The organism is Niastella sp., assembly GCF_045805085.1.
Classification (GTDB): domain Bacteria; phylum Bacteroidota; class Bacteroidia; order Chitinophagales; family Chitinophagaceae; genus Niastella.
Map to the genome: position 1 here is coordinate 1 of NZ_JBJMLX010000303.1, position 17,471 is coordinate 17,471.

Below are 17,471 nucleotides of genomic sequence, written 5' to 3' on the forward strand. Positions count from 1 at the left end.
GGAGGGAATTTGAATAAATGCCCTATTTTACGCCCTGCTGTATGCCTGAAAACCATTACAGGAATTGTGACCATGAAACAGGAAGATTTATTGTACTTATTGACTGCGAATCCTGCCATACAAATGCTCCGTTCCAGGAGCGCCCGTTGGTATTTACCCTTTCTTTACCATGTATATAAGGAGGAGAACCGGTTTGTTATTGGGGAAGACATATTAATTCAATTATTATCCGAAACACTTTCGCACCAGGAAGACGGCACCGAGGATTTTGAGGAAGCCAAAATCATTTTCGGGGAAGACGAAGAAACCCGCAGCCGTAAATACATTCTGAACTGGGTGCAAAAAAGAATTCTGCAGGACCTGCAGGATGCGGAAGGTAATATTCAATACCAGTTGAGCGCCCATACCGAAAAAGTATTTCAATGGATGCTCACCCTGCAGGCGCGTAACCACGTAGGCACCGAAAGCCGGTTTAAATTACTGTTTAACTCCCTGCAGGATATAGTTGAAAAAACTGAAGATGACCGGCCCAAACGGTTACAGATGTTAAAAGACCGCCGCGCAGAAATTGATAAAGAGATCAAAGCTATAGAACTGGGTGTGGCCCCCGATAACTACAGCAATGCACAGGTACAGGAGCGGTTGGAACTCTTTACCCGTCTTTGTTATGAGCTCATCAGCGATTTCAGGGAGGTGGAAGACAACTTCAAACAGATCCACCGCGCCATTGTTGAACAACACACCAAAGCCGAACAGAACAAAGGCGCCATCGTGGGCTTTGCCTTTGCAGCGTATGATGCGCTGCGTAACAGCAACCAGGGTAAAAGCTTTTATTCGTTCTGGGATTTCCTTATTTCCCGTGCCGGTCAAAGCGACTGGAAAGAGCTGACAGAACAATTGCTCGACCTGTTAAAAGACCGGGGAATTGAAACGGATGTTCATTTCCTGGAGAATATAAAATCCTTATTGTTAGAACAGGGCAAAACAGTATACGATGCCAATGATAAGATGGCAGAAAAACTGAGCCGCATTATTTCTGAAAAAGAAATTGCCCGCCACAAGCGCCTGCGTCACCAGATCGGGAACATCAAGGAGCTGATCTTTGATTTGATGGAAGAGGAAGACGTAAAGGCTGGTATCAGTTTGGATGAAGGGGTGGAAGTAAAAATGCTGATGGAACGGCGGCTGCTGTTTGAACAAAAAAAAGCAGTGATAGCCGTAAAACAGCCATCAGCCGCCAGCGAAAAGATCGCCGATCCTGATCGCTTCGGCCGGATGATGAACGTTACCCATGTAGATAAAAAAAGATTATGGCAAAAGGTGGAGCATGCATTACAAAAAAAGCAAACAGCCACGTTGAAAGAAGTGCTGGAACAACAACCGCTGGAGAACGGCATAGCAGAGATCGTAAGTTATTTTGGTTTTCTGCGCGATAAAGCAAGCCGCGTACAGGTGATCCATAATACCAGTGAGCATATTCCGTTAGATGAAGCTGCAACCAAATTTGTAGAAGTTCCCTATTTATTATTTAGTAAATAACCGATATGAGCGCTCAGCAAAGAATATTACCCTATACATCTGTATTTATAAAACTACTGAAGGGGCCTGTTGAATATGTAGAGAAAAGCACCTGGGAAAAGCTGATCCAGTACAAGGTGGAACTAACTGGTTTCCTGCTGCAGTTGGGGTTAGCCCTTGTTCTCGATGAACAGGATGGCTATGCCTATATCAAGCATTATCCGTTTGAAGAAGATGAGAATCCCGTATCATGGATCCAAAGAAGGGCGCTTACTTATGAAGAAAGTGTGATGCTGGTGTTGTTGCGCGAAATGATGGCCGAGTTTGAAGTAGGCGAAGCCACCAACCGCGAACTGATAAAAAAGCGCCGCGAAATAAAAGAATACGCCGAATTGTTCTTTAAAGAAAACGCCAGCCGGGTAAAGTTCCTCAAGGAAATCGACAGGCTGATAGATAAAGCCGAGGAGAATGGGTTCCTGGATAAAACAGAAACAAGCGAGCTGGCCGATGAACAAAAGTTCCGCATAAAAAAAATTATCAAAGCAAAAGTGAGCAGCGAAGAGCTGGATCATTTCTACCAGCAATTGGTACGGCATAAGGAAACAAAAGAAACAGAAACAGTAGAAGCGGTTCAACAAGAACAATAGTTGTAGTTAAAATCAGGAGTAACAAGTATGCAGTTAAGCGTTTTTAGTACTGATAGTCAAAAGAGTGGATTTCGGTTACAATACATGGAAATATTCAACTGGGGAACCTTTGATGATGTGGTGCATAGCATCCGTCCCATGGGGGAAACCAGTTTACTCACCGGCGCCAACGGAAGCGGTAAAACCACTTTTGTGGATGCCTTGCTTACGTTGATAGTGCCGGAGAAACGGTATCGTTTTTACAACCAGAGTAGTGGGAGTGAAAAAAAAGGCGATCGTACCGAGGAGTCCTATGTAATGGGCGGCTATGGTTCTATGAACAGTGAAAGCACCGGTTCGTTAAAAACCCTGTACCTGCGCGAAAATAAAGACGAAGCCTATAGCATTCTGCTGGCGCATTTTGCCAATGAAGCAGAACAGGCCGTTACCCTTTTTCAGGTACGCTACTTTTCAGGTGGCGATATGCGAAGGTTGTTTGGCATTGCGCATAAAGCCTTACGCATCGATGAAGACTTTAAACCATTTGACCTGAATGGCCAGTGGAAAAAAGCGCTCGATCAGAAATACAATAAAGGCAGCCGTAAACAAATTGAGTGGTTCGATGCAGCCAGCAAATACGCCCAGCAACTGGTGCACGTATTAGGCATGCAAAGCGTACAGGCGCTGCAACTGTTTAACCAGACTGTTGGTATTAAAGTGTTGGGTAATCTCGATGAGTTCATTCGCACCCATATGCTGGAACCGCGCAATATGGAGGAATCGTTCCAGGACCTGAAGAAACACCTGGCCACCCTGCTGGATGCGCGCCGCAATATTGAAAAAGCCGAAGAACAGATAAAACTGTTACAGCCCATTGAGCAGCATTTCACGGCGTACAATACATTGAAGAAAGAAATTGAGGAAAGCGAACAACTGCTGCAAACTGCCAGGATCTGGAACAGCTTTACCCGCAATGAATTATTACAACAGGCTATAGAAGAAAGCGATGCCAGCATAAAAGACATTCAGCAAAAGCAACAGATCGTTAAATTAACCTACGACCAGTTGCAGGAGGAAGAACGGGTTATTAAAAACCAGATTGATCAGAACAAGGCCGGCCAGCGCATGCAACAACTGGAAAAAGATGTGCAGGACCTGGAGTTGAAAAAACAGGAGGCCACACAGGAACTGGCCCAGTTTGCCAGTTGGTGCGAAGAGTTGCAGCTGGAAGAAAAACAGCCTGCCGATGAAGCCACCTACCAACGCATAGTAAAGGAGGCCAATCGCAAAAGGCTGGAGCTGGAAACCAAACAACGCCTGAACGAAGAAGATGAATACGGCGCCAAGCGTGCTAAAGAGAAATCAGATGCAGATAAGAAGAAAGTGGAAGACGAACTGAATAACCTGCTGCATAGTAAGAACAACATGCCAGGCAACCTCATTAGTGTGCGCAAACAATTATGCGACGCTTTGAACCTCGATCAAAACGACCTTCCATACATCGGTGAATTGATGCAGGTGCGGTCAGACTGCACTGAATGGCAGCCGGCATTGGAAAAGTTATTACGCACCTTCTCGCTTCGGCTGCTGGTGCCTGATAAATACTACAAGAAAGTAAACAAGTACATCAACAATAACCACCTGGGTATGCGGTTGGTGTACGAGCACGTGACCGATAATCCAATGATCCAGAACCCTGAAAGGGACACGGTGTATGAGAAACTGGAGTTTCACCCTGACAGCCCGTTAAGCAGCTGGGTGGAACAACAGATCATCCGGCAGTTTGACCATGTTTGTATCACCGATGAAAAAACATTGGACCGTTACGAGAAAGCTATCACGTTGAACGGACTGGTCAAAAACAGATCACGGCATGAAAAAGACGACCGGAACGGGAAGCATGATCCCAGTAAATATGTAATGGGTTGGAATAATGAGAAGAAAAAAGACTTCCTGATAAAGCGGAGGAACCAGTTTGCCGACCTGGTTGTAAAAGCCAATGAAACCCTGGAGAAATGTAAAAGCAAAGGCGACAGGCTGCAAAAGCAGTTCTATGCCATTACCCGCATTCGCGAACACAAGGGTTTTGCCGAACTGGATATGGCGGGCATTCAACGCGGCATTCATAAGTTGCAGGAGCAGATAAACGGGTTGCGCAAAGCCAATAAGGACCTGGATAATTTAAAAGCGCAGTTGATAGATATTCAACAAAAAAGAGATGAAGCAGAAAGTCAGCGCGGTCAGTTATTGATTGATGAGACCCGGTTAAAAGACCGCATTCAACAATACAATGAACAACAGGAGGTTTTGCAACCATTGTTACAGCATATCAGTGAAGGCGATAAAGACGGATTGTTACAATTTCAGCAGCAACAGGCTGCCTTGCTATCGGTTATTACCCTGCAGAATATCGATGAAGTGTACGAAGGGTTGAAGGCAAAGCAAACGCGTTTGCATGAAAAGCAAAGGGACGAGCTGCACAAGGAGGAAACGCAACTGAACAAATGTATCAACCGCATCAAGAACCCTTCTACCGAATTAAAGAGTAGATTCTCCCCCGAGTGGGATGGCGATGTACAACACCTGCCCGAAGATGCGGGCTATGCCAATGAGTACATCGACTGGCTGGCCAAACTGGTGCATGAGAATCTGCCCAAATACAAACGCGATTTTGAAAGCTTCATCAACGATACCATTACGTACAAGATCGGTGGACTGAATGAAGAAATGGAAAGATGGGAGCGCGATATCAATAACAGTGTAACCCGGTTGAATCAATCGTTGGGCGGTATTAACTTCAACCGCCTGCCCGATACCTATATTCAATTAGGAAAAAGACCTGTGCCTTCCGGAACGGATATAAAAGAATTCAGAGGCCGTTTGCTCGATGCATTGCCGCAAGCCGCCAACTGGCAACAAAGCAGTTTTGAAGAAAAGTCGAAACACTTTACGCAGAAAGTACAACCGTTGATTGATGAGCTGGATAAAAATGAAAGCTACCGCAACAAGGTAATGGATGTGCGTAACTGGTTTGAATTCTGGGCCGATGAGAAATTCCGCAATACCGATGAGATAAAGAAAACCTATCGCCAGATGGGACAGTTATCGGGTGGTGAAAAAGCACAGTTAACATATACCATTTTGTGTAGCGCTATTGCCTACCAGTTTGGTATTACGCGTGAAGGGAAGAACAGCCGGAGCCTCCGCTTTATTGCGGTGGATGAAAGCTTCAGTAACCAGGATGAAGAAAAAGCTACCTACCTGATGGAGCTGTGTAAACAATTGCACCTGCAGTTGTTGGTGGTAACGCCCAGTGATAAAATTGCCATCGTTCAAAACTTTATAGCCCACGTACACCTGGTACAGCGTGTACAAAACCGCCACAGCGTACTGTATAATATGACCATAAAAGAGTTGAAAGAGAAGGTAGAGGAAGTAGCGCTGGTATAAATTTAAAAAAAGGGTGGACCACATAAGGCCCACCCTTTTAAATTATAGCTTTACGAGCTTAATAGTTTGTTTACTATTCCCTTGTTTTACCTGTAAATAATAAATACCCGCTACATAACTGTCGCCCAGGAAGAATAAGCCGGTGGCCGGCAATCCACTCCTTGCTTCAATCAGTTTACCCGAATTATCAGTTACAGAAATGCTGAGCGGTTTGGGTGAGGTACTCAGCGTCATAATGATGAACTGGCCAGGAGAAGGATTCGGGAATGCCTTCACTGTTAAGATACCATCATCCTCACCAGGCAGATTCGACACGGTAACTGTGGTGGAACCGGCGCTTGTATTTCCCGCGCTATCCGTAGCAGTGATAGCAATGGTATAGATCCTGTCTTTAGTGAGATGCGACTTCTCGGCACGCAATCTCACATGATGCGCATCCACCACCACAAAGTCAGGTTCAAAATAATTAGCGGCTGGCTCATTGCTGGTAACAGTTAATGAAGCTGTAACAGGACCGCAATTATCGGTAAGTGTATAGTCGATGGTAACATCGCGCATGGTATGATTCGGCGGCCATAAAGTGGCGGGTGTAGCCGTGATGCTGGTGATCAATGGCGCTTCGTGGTCAACTGTTCTTACATGGAAAGAACAGGTGTCGGCATTGCCCGCAAGATCTGTTGCAATAATAGTGATCAGGGTATCCTGCTGGCCATTAATTATACTTCCTGCTACTGGTGTTTGTATAATGGTAACGGGCGATGATGCCTGTACAGTTACCTGCGAAGTGAAATCGGGCAATGTTACCGCGCAGGTTGAATTCAGCACCAGCATAGTATCGGCCGGACAGGCAATAGCAGGCGGCAGCGTGGAAACGGTGTTAGAGGCGCCGCTTTCATTATGAAACCTGTCCGTGGTAGTAACCACGTAATAATAAGTGCTATCCGGGGTAAATGAGGTGTCGGTAAAGGCGGTTGTGTCGTCGGTGGTAATGTACAGCATATTTTCTGCCAGGCTGGTATCAACCACCGGGTTTGTAGAACGATAGATCACAAATTGCCAGGCCTTGTTCAACTCATCGCTGGCAAGGGGTTTGGTCCAGTGTAGCCCAACAGAATCGTTGCCATATTTTACCGCGGTTACATTAATGGGTTTATCGGGCGCAATACTATCGCGCCATGGCATGCTGGGCAGTAAGGCAGGTTTGTTATAGAAAACAAGCGCAGTGAGTCACGAAAGCCCAGTTTGGTAGTGCTGCGCAAACTATTGGTGTTATAAACTGCTTCACCATAAATATTGGGTAGCGAGCGGTTCAATCTTACTTCATTCGGGATCATGGAGGGGTTGGCCCAGTTAACGCCCTGGGCGGGGTCATTTACTTTATAACCAGCCAGCCCGATGTAAATATGACGGCCGTAGGCATTGTTATTCCACCAGGGAACAACCACGCCATAATTGGCGCCGGGTTGCCCGATGTACCAATATACCTGGGGACACAGATAATCGAGCCAGCCCTTTTGTAACCACTTGCGCGTATCGGCATATAAAGAAGTATAATGCTCCAGACCGCTGGTGGCGGAACCGATATCGGGATTGGTGCTGTTGCGATAAATGCCTGAAGGCGATACGCCGAACTTTACCCAGGGTTTTATGGTTTTAATGCTGTCGTACACCCGTTCGATCAATAGGTTTACATTGTCCCGGCGCCAGTCGGCGCGCACGGTAAAGCCGCGGGGATCGGCATTATAAGAAGAGTCATCGTTGAAGGGCGCTGTACCTGCTGCCGGTGGGGAAGGATAAAAATAGTCATCGAAATGAATGCCATCCACATCATAACGGTGTACAATATCTGTGATAACGCTGGTAACATAATCACGAACTGCTGGTAGGCCGGGATTAAGAATGCGCAGGGTGCCCTGGCTTAGCTGCCACTCGGGATGCGTTTTGGTAACGTGGTTGGCGGCAAAGTTGGGAATGCTGTTTGAGTTACCGGCAGAGCGGTATGGATTTAACCAGGCATGAAATTCAATGCCGCGTTTATGGCATTCTTCAATGGCGAATTGCATAGGATCCCAGAGCTGGTCGGGAGCTTTGCCCTGGGTACCGGTAAGGTCGGCAGACCAGGGTTCGATGCCGCTGGCATATAGGGCATCGCACTGGCTGCGAACCTGGATAAACAGGGCGGTTATACCCGTAGCTTTGTGGTGATCGAGGATGGTGAGTAAAGCGGCCCGTTGTTGGGCAGGAGTTTGGGAGCGATTGGGCCAGTCGATATTGGTGTAGGTGGCTATCCAGGCGCCCCTGAATTCCCGTTTTGGTGCATGTTGGGCCTTGCCCGCCATGCATAGCATACAGGCCAGATAAACTGTTAGTAAATGTTTCATGGTAGGTTATTTTAGCAGGTGTGATCGAATTTACTTTGTATGTTGCAAAAGTTTGCGATATTTCAGGACTTTATAGCCGCAAAAACCTGCACTGGGCCTGCATTTAATGATTACATCATAATACAGATTACCTTTGCAGGGAAGCAATCGATTGCGTGGGGGCAAAAAACGGCAACCCCTACCTGAAAAGAAATAAGGAAACAGAATAATATGAACCGGAAGAAAATAGATGTAGATGTGGTGAAGGATGTACTGGAAGCTTTGCTTATTGCACAACCGCATTCAACATTTGTGCAAAGCCTGTATCAGCAATACCAGGAGCGCGGTGGGTTAAGTAAGAAACAACTGGAAGGAATATATAACAAATCGCAGAAGGTAAAATCGATTCCGGTAGCCAAACTGGCCACGCTGGAAGCGATGATCCTGAAACGGCCTACCCGGTATAAATCAGCGCCGCCCCCACCCAAGCCCATGTATGAGAAAGACGAACGGGTTGGTCAGCTGATGGAGGCCATCCTGGCAAAATACCCCGAGCACAAACGGGTGGTTTTTTTGAAAGCTAAATATGATAATAACGAAATACTAACACCTGCAGAGGTGTTGGATGTAGAACGATTTTTTAAAGCGTTGAAATAACTAATAAACTTGCATTAACTCTCTTCATCAAAGAAAAGTTTATAGTATTTCTTCCCGCTCATTTCATCAACTCCTTTCTCTATCAGATCGCGGCGGCCATGAATATAGATGTGAAAGTTCTTATCGAGCTTTAGTACGGTTTTAAAAGCGCGCTGTTGTTGTTTTACTGCCGACACGTGAATGGCAAACTCATCCTGGATCTCAAAATTGCGGGCCGATTCAAAGTTCTTTTTATAGTCCATGAAAGTATCAACCACTTCCTGGTGATGGATCACTTCATTGGTAAACTCATCGATACTGAAATTCTCTTTAGTTTTAAAATATTCCATAGAGCGGTTCAGCATATCTATCTGGTCGCTTTTAGAAACATCGAATTTCTCGGGATACTCGTTGGTGATAAAGCTCTTGCAAAGACTGAGGTATTTATCGGTATTGTGATAGTCATCAGCATAGGGTGTTACCTGTAAAAAGTCGGTAACCCAGTATTGCGCATCGTTTTGTTTATTGGTAGCATCAACCACGCATACCTTAAATCCTTCGTTGGTGTTGGTATGAAAGATCAGGCAGCCTTTATCGAGTTTGTTGATGTTTACGCCTTCTTCCTGTATCACTTCCCAACTTGGACCATGTTGAAATACTTTCAGAAAGGTTTCTTTGGTTTCTGATTTGAAGATCCCAACTGCTCTGATGAAATCGCCCTCATAAGGTACATTGTCGAACTTTACTACATACAACTCGCCCTCTTTTACTTTAACGTGGGTTGATTTGCTGTATAGGAATTGCGCCAGTAAAACAGATTGCTCGGTAAAGCTTTCCCTATCCTCGAAGATCTTACGAACGAAAGTATACACCTCGTTCATATTTACGTCGCTGAGGTGGGTAAAATGATAAGACTCATTTTCATTAAATGGTCCCAGGAAATATTTGGTAAGCAGGCCCCTTACCATTTCGTCGTTCAGGGTGAGTGGGTTAATAGAAAGTTTTAAGTCTTCGCCCCGGGAGGGGTTACCCACTTTATGAACGATCACCTGTTCCAGCTGTACACTATCAATTCCGGTCATAACCTGTTTTTGAGCCCGCGAAGATAAGGTTGGGGAGCTACGGAAATTGACAATTTTGCCAGCCGGCTGGGGATGTTGATAATTTTTTGCCTATTTAACATCGAAATCAATGACTATTCTTTCACTGCGGGGGTGGCTTTGGCAGGTAAGGATATAACCGGCGTTTACTTCTTCCTGTTCCAGGGCGTAGTTCGTGTCCATATCAACCTTGCCTTCCAATAACTTGGCCTTACAGGTGCTGCAAACGCCGCCTTTGCAGGAGAAGGGCAGATCGGCGCCCTGTTGTAAGGCAGCTTCCAGAACAGTTTCGCCACCGTAAGGCAGGTCAAAATCAAATGAAATTCCATCCAATTTCACCGTAACCTTGCTTTTTTCACTAGTGCTTTCTTCATTTCTGCCTTCTGCCCGCTGCCTTCTGCCTTCGGTCTTCTCTCCCGGCGTAGTGAACAGTTCAAAGTGGATCTTCTTCTTATCGATGCCCTGTTGTTCCAGCCAGCCTTTCGCTGTAAAGATCATTTGTTCGGGCCCGCAAATAAAGATGTCATCCATCCCTTGCACATCGATGAGCTTTTCGCCCAGCAAGGATAATTTCTCCTCTGTAATGCGACCTGAATAAATAACCGCTTCGGTTTGTTCGCGGCTCAGCAAATAATGAATGGCCAGCCGGTTGATGTATTTATTCTTTAGAGCTTCGAGTTGTTCTTTAAAAATAATGCTGGTCCGGTGCTGATTGCCATATACCAGCGTAAACGAGCTGTTGGGCTCGGTTAGCAAGGTTGTTTTTATTATGGAGATCACCGGCGTAATGCCACTACCTGCGGCAACAGCCAGGTACTTCTTTTTATTGACTGGATTTAGTTCGGTAAAAAACGTGCCGGTGGGCGGCATCACTTCAACTACATCGCCCTTTTTGAGCATATTATTGGCCCAGCTGGAGAACTTGCCGTAAGGGGCTTTTTTAATGGCTACGCGTAATTCATTTTCGGCCGGACAACTACAAATAGAATACGAGCGGCGAACCTCTTCGTTATTTATTACAGTACGTAAGGTGAGGTTTTGGCCATGTTTGAACAGGTAGTCGTTTTTTAGATCATCAGGCACCTCAAATGCGATAGACACACAATCGGGCGTTTCTTTTCTGATATCAGCAATCGTCAATTGATGAAAATGCGTAGCCAAAAGGGCGAATTTTTAGTGAAAAACTATGCTTGTTTACGAAGACCATCAACCAGTATCTGCACCATATTATCTTCCAGTACTTCGCCGGCAATTTTCTTTTTACTGCGGTGCCAGCTTTCAATACCACTTACAGCATGCAGCATAATCAAAACTGCGGTGGGTGCATCAATTGGTTTTATTTCTCCTTTTCGAATTCCTTCTTCAATAACCAAAGCAATGCGTTGCCGGTAGGCTCTGCGCTGGCTTTGCATGTTAGATAAATAAGGATCGGTAAGGTGTTTCCATTCCCGGTCGCTTACATATACCTCTTCATAATTATCCAGCATTTGCTTTATATGGAACCGAAGGATCTCCTGTATTTTTTCAATGGCGGTTTTGTTGGGATTGGCGTCTACTTCCTCAATGTGCGACATGAAATTGTTAGCCGTTTTAAAACAGATCTCCTGCAATATCTCGGCTTTTGAACTGATGTGGTTGTACAGGCTGGCGGCCTCTACGCCTACATGTTCGGCCAGGTCGCGCATGGAAGTGGCGCTGAAACCCTTTTCGCGAAACAGCTTGGCTGCTTTGGCGATAATTACGTCTTTACGTGTACCGTTTCTGTTCCTTTTAATTTTAGCCATATGAATCGGGGGTCAAAGATAATATAATGCTAACAATTGTTAGTGTAATTTACATAATTACAGGTAAAAAAATAAAATTAACCTGCTAACGATTAACAGGCAATAACACTAAGTGGGCAGTAGTGCTGTAAGCGGGTCATAATCATGGCAGCCGTGGAACGGATGCAGTAGTTCATGTAGTTGAGCGCTGTATATATTAATACAAGTCGCCAGTGATCGAGCGTAACAGATGGCGGCAAGTTAATAAATAGTCAGCCAAAACCGGCTGGTTGTTTCAACACATCCAAAATTTCGCGTAGGTTTGCACGCCGCAACCACCCGCTTTCAGCCGGAAGCAGGCATTTGCAGCGCTTTCACCTGAATCCTTCATTATAATTTAACTATCCACCCGGTGCCTCCTGATTAGGATGGGCTACAGGGGTTAAAAATTAACTTATGTCTTTGATCGTTGTGGGCACCATGGCCTTTGATGCAATTGAAACGCCTTTTGCCAAAACCGACCTTATTGTAGGCGGATCTGCCACTTATGTAGCCTATGCCGCCAGTAATTTTGTTCAACCGATTCAGCAAATCTCTATCGTGGGATTCGATTTCCCCAAAGATGAAATGCAGGAGCTGGAAAGAAGAGGAGTTACCCTGGAAGGCGTTAAAGTAGTGCCCGACAAAAAATCATTTTTCTGGAGTGGCCGGTACCATTTGGATATGAACAGCCGCGATACACTGGTTACCGATCTGAATGTATTGCTGGACTTTGATCCTAAAGTGCCCGAGTCTTACCAAAGCGCAGAGTTCCTGATGCTGGGTAACCTCGATCCCAAGATCCAGATGAGCGTGATCAAACAGATGAAGACGCGTCCAAAGTTGATTGTGATGGATACCATGAACTTCTGGATGGAAGCCGCTATGCCCGAACTGGAAGCCGTGTTGAAAGAAGTGGACGTGCTGATGCTGAATGACAGCGAAGCGCGCCAGTTGAGCGCCCAGTTCTCGCTGGTAAAAGCTGCCAAGGAAATTCTGAAAATGGGACCCAAATACCTGATCATTAAGAAAGGGGAACATGGCGCCCTGTTATTCCATGGCGACCAGGTGTTTTTTGCACCCGCCTTACCACTCGAAGACGTATTTGACCCCACAGGCGCCGGCGATACCTTTGCTGGTGGATTTATCGGTCATATCGCCCGCACTAAAGACATCTCGTTTGATAACATGAAAACGGGCATTATAGTAGGATCGGCAATGGCATCTTTCTGCGTGGAGAAATTTGGTCCACAACGCCTGAAAGAGATCACCCGCGCCGACATCGATAACCGCATTCAACAATTCGTTGAGCTGGTGAATTTTGATATTGAACTGGTTTGAAAGACAGCCCCAAAGAATTAAAATAAAGAGAAACCCCTGTCATTGTAGTGGCAGGGGTTTCTCTTTATTTTTGAAAGGATTTATCAGGCATACATTAACTTACCCTTGGGTTCTGGGATAGTACGCCCAACAGAAAGTGCAGTTTCTATCCATTCACTAATTACAACCTGTACATTTTGTAATGCTTCCATGTATGAATTGCCATCGGCCATACAACCAGCAAGTTCGGGCACTTCAGCAATAAAAGAATTATCCTCTTTGCTCCAGTATATAATTATTTCGTATTTACTTTCCTTCATTTGACATTAGTTTATACTTAATAATCAACTCCCTTACCTGTTTTACCTGGTAGGGCTTGGCTTTTCCATTTGAAGGCTGAATATTAATAATTTCATCGATGCCTTCTTTGAAATAAATATTATGACTTAATTTTATTATTTAGTCGAATTACAATTTTGATAATATAGATTTCAATTCGTCAAAGTCCATATTTCTATCTGAAAAACCAGAAAGCAGCTTCTGCATCAATTTCTCAAATTTACTCATTTTGTTCTGGATATTATAATGGCTAAATGATTTTGGTTTTCTGTAACAAAGCCTTAAAGTCTCCTCGCCAGCGTAACAGTCTGCTTGAATTTCTTTTTCCTGCCCTGACCATTAAATAGTTCGGTTAATACTATATAGGTGCCGATGGGCAGCTTATTCAATTTGTCATCTAACCCATCCCAACGGAAGCGTCCCGTGGAAGATAATGTAGCATTTTGAGCCAGGTACCGAACCATGCGGCCATTGGCATCATAAATGCGGATATTGGCTACAAACCCGGGTTCAGACAATTGATAATCGATCACGGCAAAGTCATTGAACCCATCGTTGTCTGGCGAAAAAACCGGGGGACTTATAATTACCTGTCCCTTTACCTGGGCATCGCCCATCAGTTGGGAATTAGGGTAGCCAGGGGTACCAAAACCTGCCGTGGAAGCGGCAGACGACCAATTCGATTTATCCTGCGTTGGCAGGTTGTAGTTGATGCGTTCCAGCGCTATGCCTTCTTCATCATTTACCAGTCCGAAATGCCAGCTGTGATCATATTGCAGCTCATCAACAACAGCGCCCTGCATATTCATCAGCACAACGGTGCCTTTATCATCAGGCATTGAGGGAAGTGCAGGCACTTCAATAATTAAAGAAGGATCTTTAATAAGGTACTGTTGTTGTAGCCACAACCTGTTTTCAGTAAGCACCCGGTACTCGCCGGGGAATAACAACCAGGAAACAGCGCTAACCGGTGAAATACCAGTTAACTGATGAGTGCCATTACGGGTGGCCAGGTACAATTGTTTCAGATCGATTACCTGATTACTGCGGTTGTAAATTTCTATATAATCGAAGCCATTGGGTGGCGGGTTAAAAAGGAGCTCATTAATAACTACTGCCAGGCTATCGGCCAATGCCGGTAAACCTGCTTTGGCTGTGTTCAGTTGATTGATAGCGTTGCCGGCGCAATCTTTTACATTGTTCACGATTAACTCATACACCGTTTTGCTATTCAGTGGCGCTTCCAGCTTTAGTATAACTTCTGTGCACAAAGGCATGATAACACTGGCAGAGGCAGGATGCGCAATGCCATTATTAATACTATAGTTTCCCGGAAATGCAGCAGACGCACTATCGATTGGTTCTTCAAACATGGCGGAGATGGTGATGCTGTCTGTGGTAGTGGTCCTTACCAGGGCTGGTGGCTGGTCGTCCTTGTTATTATCATTCACTGCATTCTTTTTACCGGGCGTACCACCCAGGCTACTGGTACTGGCTTTCCAGTTATTGATACCTGCGCAGGGATTCCTGGTATCTATCATTTCCAGCGACCAGCCGCCATCGCTTTTAACGGCGTTCTGGTACCAACTGGTGTTATAGGCAACTGCATGAACCAGTCTGCCATCAGCAGCATACAGTGCAATAACATCAGCATCGTTATTAAGGGAAGGAAAACTGCTTACACCAATAGTGGCGCCATAGGTAGCAAACATAGTTACTGCACTGGTGGGACAAACAATAACAAAGCTATCTGGCTTTAAAGTAAAGCTGGCAGATATAGTTGCCGTAGTACTGCCATCGCTTAGTTTCCAGTTACGGAGATTAAATGCTGTGGAAGAAACGTTCTTCAGTTCAATAAACTCCACATTGGGTAGTTGAACCGGTGGCGATGGATCGGGCAGTAATTCATCGATGACCACATCAAAGCGATTGGGTAACTGGGCAAAAGAACCTGCTGTATAGAACAGGAAGCCCAAAGCGGGCAGTAAGCGTTGGAAAACAGATAGTATCATGGTTATACATAGATTTAATACTATCTAAACAGAGCCAGGCCAACAGGGGAATAAATGTATTAGATATAAATAGAATAAAGCAATTATTGTCACTTAACCTTAATTATTGATAATAATTGGGTTCAATAATTAAGCATTGAACCCGGCACAGGTTAAAAATTAAATTTGGGCATACAACAAATGCGAACTAATTTTGGCCCTCGAAATGCAAATGATAAAGAAACATACAAAGACTACCAAGACAAGCTCCATACACGGGGAAGGTTAAGGACTACTTTGTATACCAACATATTCAGGAGCCTTCCCCAAAAACGGGAAGGCTTTTTTATTTTAACACTCTTACCTGAAAAGGGAGTGTTCAACCAAAAAAACAAAACAAAAGGAGCAAAACATGAAAGTTGCGGTTGTAGGTGCCACCGGTTTAGTGGGTACCAAAATGTTACAGGTATTGGCCGAGCGTAATTTCCCGGTTACAGAATTGTTGCCCGTAGCCTCTGAAAAGTCTGTAGGTAAAGAAGTTGAGTACAAAGGAAAGAAGTACAAAGTGGTTAGCATGACAGATGCTATTGCCGCAAAGCCTGCTGTGGCCTTGTTTTCGGCTGGTGGCAGCACGTCACTGGAGTGGGCGCCTAAATTTGCAGAAGCCGGCATTACAGTTATAGATAACTCTTCGGCCTGGCGTATGGATCCTACTAAGAAATTAGTGGTGCCTGAAGTAAATGCACATGTATTGAGCGCGGCCGATAAGATCATTGCCAACCCCAACTGCTCCACCATTCAAATGGTAGTGGCTTTGCAACCTTTGCATAAAAAATATAACATCAACCGTATTGTAGTATCTACTTACCAAAGTGTTACCGGTACTGGTAAAAAAGCGGTTGACCAGCTGATGGGCGAACGCGATAAAGCCGTGAAAAGCGCCAATGGCGAATACCCCATGGCTTATAAATACCCGATTGACCTGAACGTTATTCCACAGATCGACGTGTTCCTCGATAATGGCTATACGAAAGAGGAAATGAAAATGGTGAACGAAACCAAAAAGATCATGGGCGATGATGCCATTCGCGTAACTGCGACCACCGTTCGTATTCCGGTTATGGGCGGCCATAGCGAAAGCGTGAATGTAGAGTTCTCTAAAGATTATGAACTGGCTGAAGTAAAACAACTGTTACAAACAGCTCCAGGTGTGGTAGTGGTTGATGATCCTGCTAACCAGCAATACCCCATGCCAATGGATGCGCATGAAAAAGACGAAGTGTTTGTAGGTAGATTGCGCCGGGATGAGACCCAGCCTAATACCCTCAACATGTGGATCGTTAGCGACAACCTGCGTAAAGGTGCTGCTACCAATGCGGTTCAGATCGCTGAGTACCTGATGGGGAAAGGACTGTTGAAATAAAGAATTAAGAAAGAAAAATGAGGAATGAAAAAGTAAAACCTTTAACATTCCTCATTTTTTATTTTACATGCCTTATTCGGCATTATCGAGAGAACGGTTTATAAATTGTATCATTGGCTGCAGGGTCTCAAAGGCCACCAGTGTTTTTTTAACAAGGTCTTTAACGGTAAGCTCTGCATCTTTCACCGATTGCATGGCGATCCAGCTTTTCAGCTTTAAATATTCGGCAGCAGGATTGTCTTTTTCAAACCCCTGTGGCACCCGGCTTAGTCCGATGCCTTCTTCTTTATACAGATCGCCATAAATGGTAGTGAACTTCTTGGACTGCACGATCTTCCTGAACTCATCGTAACAGTAGTCAATTTCCTGCCGTACCTTCTTCATTTCCGATGGCATGGGCATCCAGATGCCGCCGCCTACAAAGCTTTGGCCCGGTTCCAGATGAAAATAATAACCGGCAAAGACTGATTTTCGGCCGCCGCGGTTGATGCTGGCGCCCAGATTGTTTTTGTAAGGCGATTTATCTTTTGAGAAGCGAACGTCGCGGTTAATGCGGAACATACATTTTTTGGCTTCCTGTTCGCGGATGGTCTCGTCTTTCAGACCATGTTTATCGATAACAGCCTGGATAAACGTTTCAAAGTCCTTTTTGGCATCTTCGTATTGCTTGCGGTGCGCATCAAACCAGGGCTTGTTATTATTCCTGGAGAGGTCTTTAAGAAATTTTAATGTGGAGGATTGTAGCATAGCCAAAGATAAGAAAAGAAGGCAGAAGGCAGAAGGCAGAAGGCAGAAGGCAGAAGGCAGAAGGCAGAAGGCAGAAGGCAGAAGGCAGAAGGCAGAAGGCAGAAGGCAGAAGGCAGAAGGCAGAAGGCAGAAGGCAGAAGGCAGAAGGCAGAAGGCAGA

14 protein-coding genes are annotated in these 17,471 nt (G+C 45.1%); 6 read left to right on the plus strand and 8 right to left on the minus strand.

Annotation, left to right across the window (positions count from 1 at the left end):
• The 3 genes from ACJ751_RS15485 to ACJ751_RS15495 all read left to right on the plus strand — a co-directional run.
• Positions 1-1,539, plus strand: a 1,539-nt coding sequence (locus tag ACJ751_RS15485) for a DUF3375 domain-containing protein (protein WP_407746408.1), incomplete at its 5' end; no start/stop codon positions are given.
• A 5-nt stretch (positions 1,540-1,544) separates the two neighbouring features.
• Entirely contained in the window at positions 1,545-2,165 is a 621-nt protein-coding gene (locus ACJ751_RS15490) for a DUF4194 domain-containing protein (RefSeq protein ID WP_407746409.1), read from the plus strand.
• Positions 2,166-2,192: 27 nt separating this feature from the next.
• A complete protein-coding gene (locus ACJ751_RS15495; RefSeq protein ID WP_407746410.1) occupies positions 2,193-5,594 on the plus strand; it encodes an ATP-binding protein in 3,402 nt (1,133 codons plus the stop codon).
• Positions 5,595-5,636: 42 nt separating this feature from the next.
• Here the strand turns inward: ACJ751_RS15495 and ACJ751_RS15500 are convergent, their stop codons facing one another.
• Both ACJ751_RS15500 and ACJ751_RS15505 read right to left on the minus strand, forming a co-directional pair.
• Positions 5,637-6,776 carry a T9SS type A sorting domain-containing protein gene (locus ACJ751_RS15500; protein ID WP_407746411.1) on the minus strand — a complete coding sequence of 380 codons (1,140 nt, stop codon included), beginning with the start codon at positions 6,774-6,776 and terminating at the stop codon, positions 5,637-5,639.
• The gene (locus tag ACJ751_RS15505) at positions 6,731-7,975 is read right to left on the minus strand and encodes a glycoside hydrolase family 10 protein (protein ID WP_407746412.1); all 1,245 of its coding nucleotides are present in this window, start codon (positions 7,973-7,975) and stop codon (positions 6,731-6,733) included. The genes ACJ751_RS15500 and ACJ751_RS15505 overlap by 46 nt, the downstream gene beginning before the upstream one ends.
• A 210-nt stretch (positions 7,976-8,185) precedes the next feature.
• Between ACJ751_RS15505 and ACJ751_RS15510 the strand changes: the two genes are divergently transcribed.
• Complete coding sequence (locus ACJ751_RS15510) at positions 8,186-8,611, plus strand: hypothetical protein (RefSeq protein WP_407746413.1); 426 nt, start codon at positions 8,186-8,188, stop codon at positions 8,609-8,611.
• A gap of 14 nt (positions 8,612-8,625) precedes the next feature.
• Here the strand turns inward: ACJ751_RS15510 and ACJ751_RS15515 are convergent, their stop codons facing one another.
• From ACJ751_RS15515 to ACJ751_RS15525, 3 genes are all read right to left on the minus strand, one after another.
• Entirely contained in the window at positions 8,626-9,672 is a 1,047-nt protein-coding gene (locus ACJ751_RS15515; protein ID WP_407746414.1) for a nucleoid-associated protein, read from the minus strand.
• A gap of 90 nt (positions 9,673-9,762) precedes the next feature.
• The gene (paaE, locus tag ACJ751_RS15520) at positions 9,763-10,851 is read right to left on the minus strand and encodes a 1,2-phenylacetyl-CoA epoxidase subunit PaaE (RefSeq protein WP_407746415.1); all 1,089 of its coding nucleotides are present in this window, start codon (positions 10,849-10,851) and stop codon (positions 9,763-9,765) included.
• A 23-nt stretch (positions 10,852-10,874) separates the two neighbouring features.
• Positions 10,875-11,474 (minus strand): TetR/AcrR family transcriptional regulator, encoded by a 600-nt coding sequence (locus ACJ751_RS15525; RefSeq protein ID WP_081200309.1) that lies wholly within the window; start codon positions 11,472-11,474, stop codon positions 10,875-10,877.
• Positions 11,475-11,909: 435 nt separating this feature from the next.
• Between ACJ751_RS15525 and ACJ751_RS15530 the strand changes: the two genes are divergently transcribed.
• Entirely contained in the window at positions 11,910-12,833 is a 924-nt protein-coding gene (locus ACJ751_RS15530; RefSeq protein WP_407746416.1) for a PfkB family carbohydrate kinase, read from the plus strand.
• Positions 12,834-12,916: 83 nt separating this feature from the next.
• Here the strand turns inward: ACJ751_RS15530 and ACJ751_RS15535 are convergent, their stop codons facing one another.
• Both ACJ751_RS15535 and ACJ751_RS15540 read right to left on the minus strand, forming a co-directional pair.
• The gene (locus ACJ751_RS15535; protein ID WP_407746417.1) at positions 12,917-13,132 is read right to left on the minus strand and encodes a type II toxin-antitoxin system HicB family antitoxin; all 216 of its coding nucleotides are present in this window, start codon (positions 13,130-13,132) and stop codon (positions 12,917-12,919) included.
• 300 nt (positions 13,133-13,432) lie between these two features.
• Positions 13,433-15,163, minus strand: coding sequence for a lamin tail domain-containing protein (locus tag ACJ751_RS15540; protein WP_407746418.1), 1,731 nt, complete (start codon positions 15,161-15,163; stop codon positions 13,433-13,435).
• 391 nt (positions 15,164-15,554) lie between these two features.
• Here ACJ751_RS15540 and ACJ751_RS15545 point away from each other — a divergent pair, with 391 nt between their 5' ends.
• Positions 15,555-16,565, plus strand: coding sequence for an aspartate-semialdehyde dehydrogenase (locus ACJ751_RS15545; protein WP_407746419.1), 1,011 nt, complete (start codon positions 15,555-15,557; stop codon positions 16,563-16,565).
• Positions 16,566-16,637: 72 nt separating this feature from the next.
• On the opposite strand, the gene ACJ751_RS15550 is transcribed toward ACJ751_RS15545, so the two are convergent.
• Positions 16,638-17,312: a DUF2461 domain-containing protein gene (locus ACJ751_RS15550; protein ID WP_407746420.1), complete on the minus strand. Its 675-nt coding sequence runs from the start codon at positions 17,310-17,312 to the stop codon at positions 16,638-16,640.
• Positions 17,313-17,471: the final 159 nt, after the last annotated feature.

Excerpts from the sequence above, each read along its gene's own strand:
- ACJ751_RS15490 (WP_407746409.1), top strand. The coding sequence starts at position 1,545 with ATGAGCGCTCAGCAAAGAATATTACCCTATACATCTGTATTTATAAAA.
- ACJ751_RS15495 (WP_407746410.1), top strand. The coding sequence starts at position 2,193 with ATGCAGTTAAGCGTTTTTAGTACTGATAGTCAAAAGAGTGGATTTCGG.
- ACJ751_RS15500 (WP_407746411.1), bottom strand. The coding sequence starts at position 6,776 with ATGCCATGGCGCGATAGTATTGCGCCCGATAAACCCATTAATGTAACC.
- ACJ751_RS15505 (WP_407746412.1), bottom strand. The coding sequence starts at position 7,975 with ATGAAACATTTACTAACAGTTTATCTGGCCTGTATGCTATGCATGGCG.
- ACJ751_RS15510 (WP_407746413.1), top strand. The coding sequence starts at position 8,186 with ATGAACCGGAAGAAAATAGATGTAGATGTGGTGAAGGATGTACTGGAA.
- ACJ751_RS15515 (WP_407746414.1), bottom strand. The coding sequence starts at position 9,672 with ATGACCGGAATTGATAGTGTACAGCTGGAACAGGTGATCGTTCATAAA.
- ACJ751_RS15525 (WP_081200309.1), bottom strand. The coding sequence starts at position 11,474 with ATGGCTAAAATTAAAAGGAACAGAAACGGTACACGTAAAGACGTAATT.
- ACJ751_RS15530 (WP_407746416.1), top strand. The coding sequence starts at position 11,910 with ATGTCTTTGATCGTTGTGGGCACCATGGCCTTTGATGCAATTGAAACG.
- ACJ751_RS15535 (WP_407746417.1), bottom strand. The coding sequence starts at position 13,132 with ATGAAGGAAAGTAAATACGAAATAATTATATACTGGAGCAAAGAGGAT.
- ACJ751_RS15540 (WP_407746418.1), bottom strand. The coding sequence starts at position 15,163 with ATGATACTATCTGTTTTCCAACGCTTACTGCCCGCTTTGGGCTTCCTG.
- ACJ751_RS15545 (WP_407746419.1), top strand. The coding sequence starts at position 15,555 with ATGAAAGTTGCGGTTGTAGGTGCCACCGGTTTAGTGGGTACCAAAATG.
- ACJ751_RS15550 (WP_407746420.1), bottom strand. The coding sequence starts at position 17,312 with ATGCTACAATCCTCCACATTAAAATTTCTTAAAGACCTCTCCAGGAAT.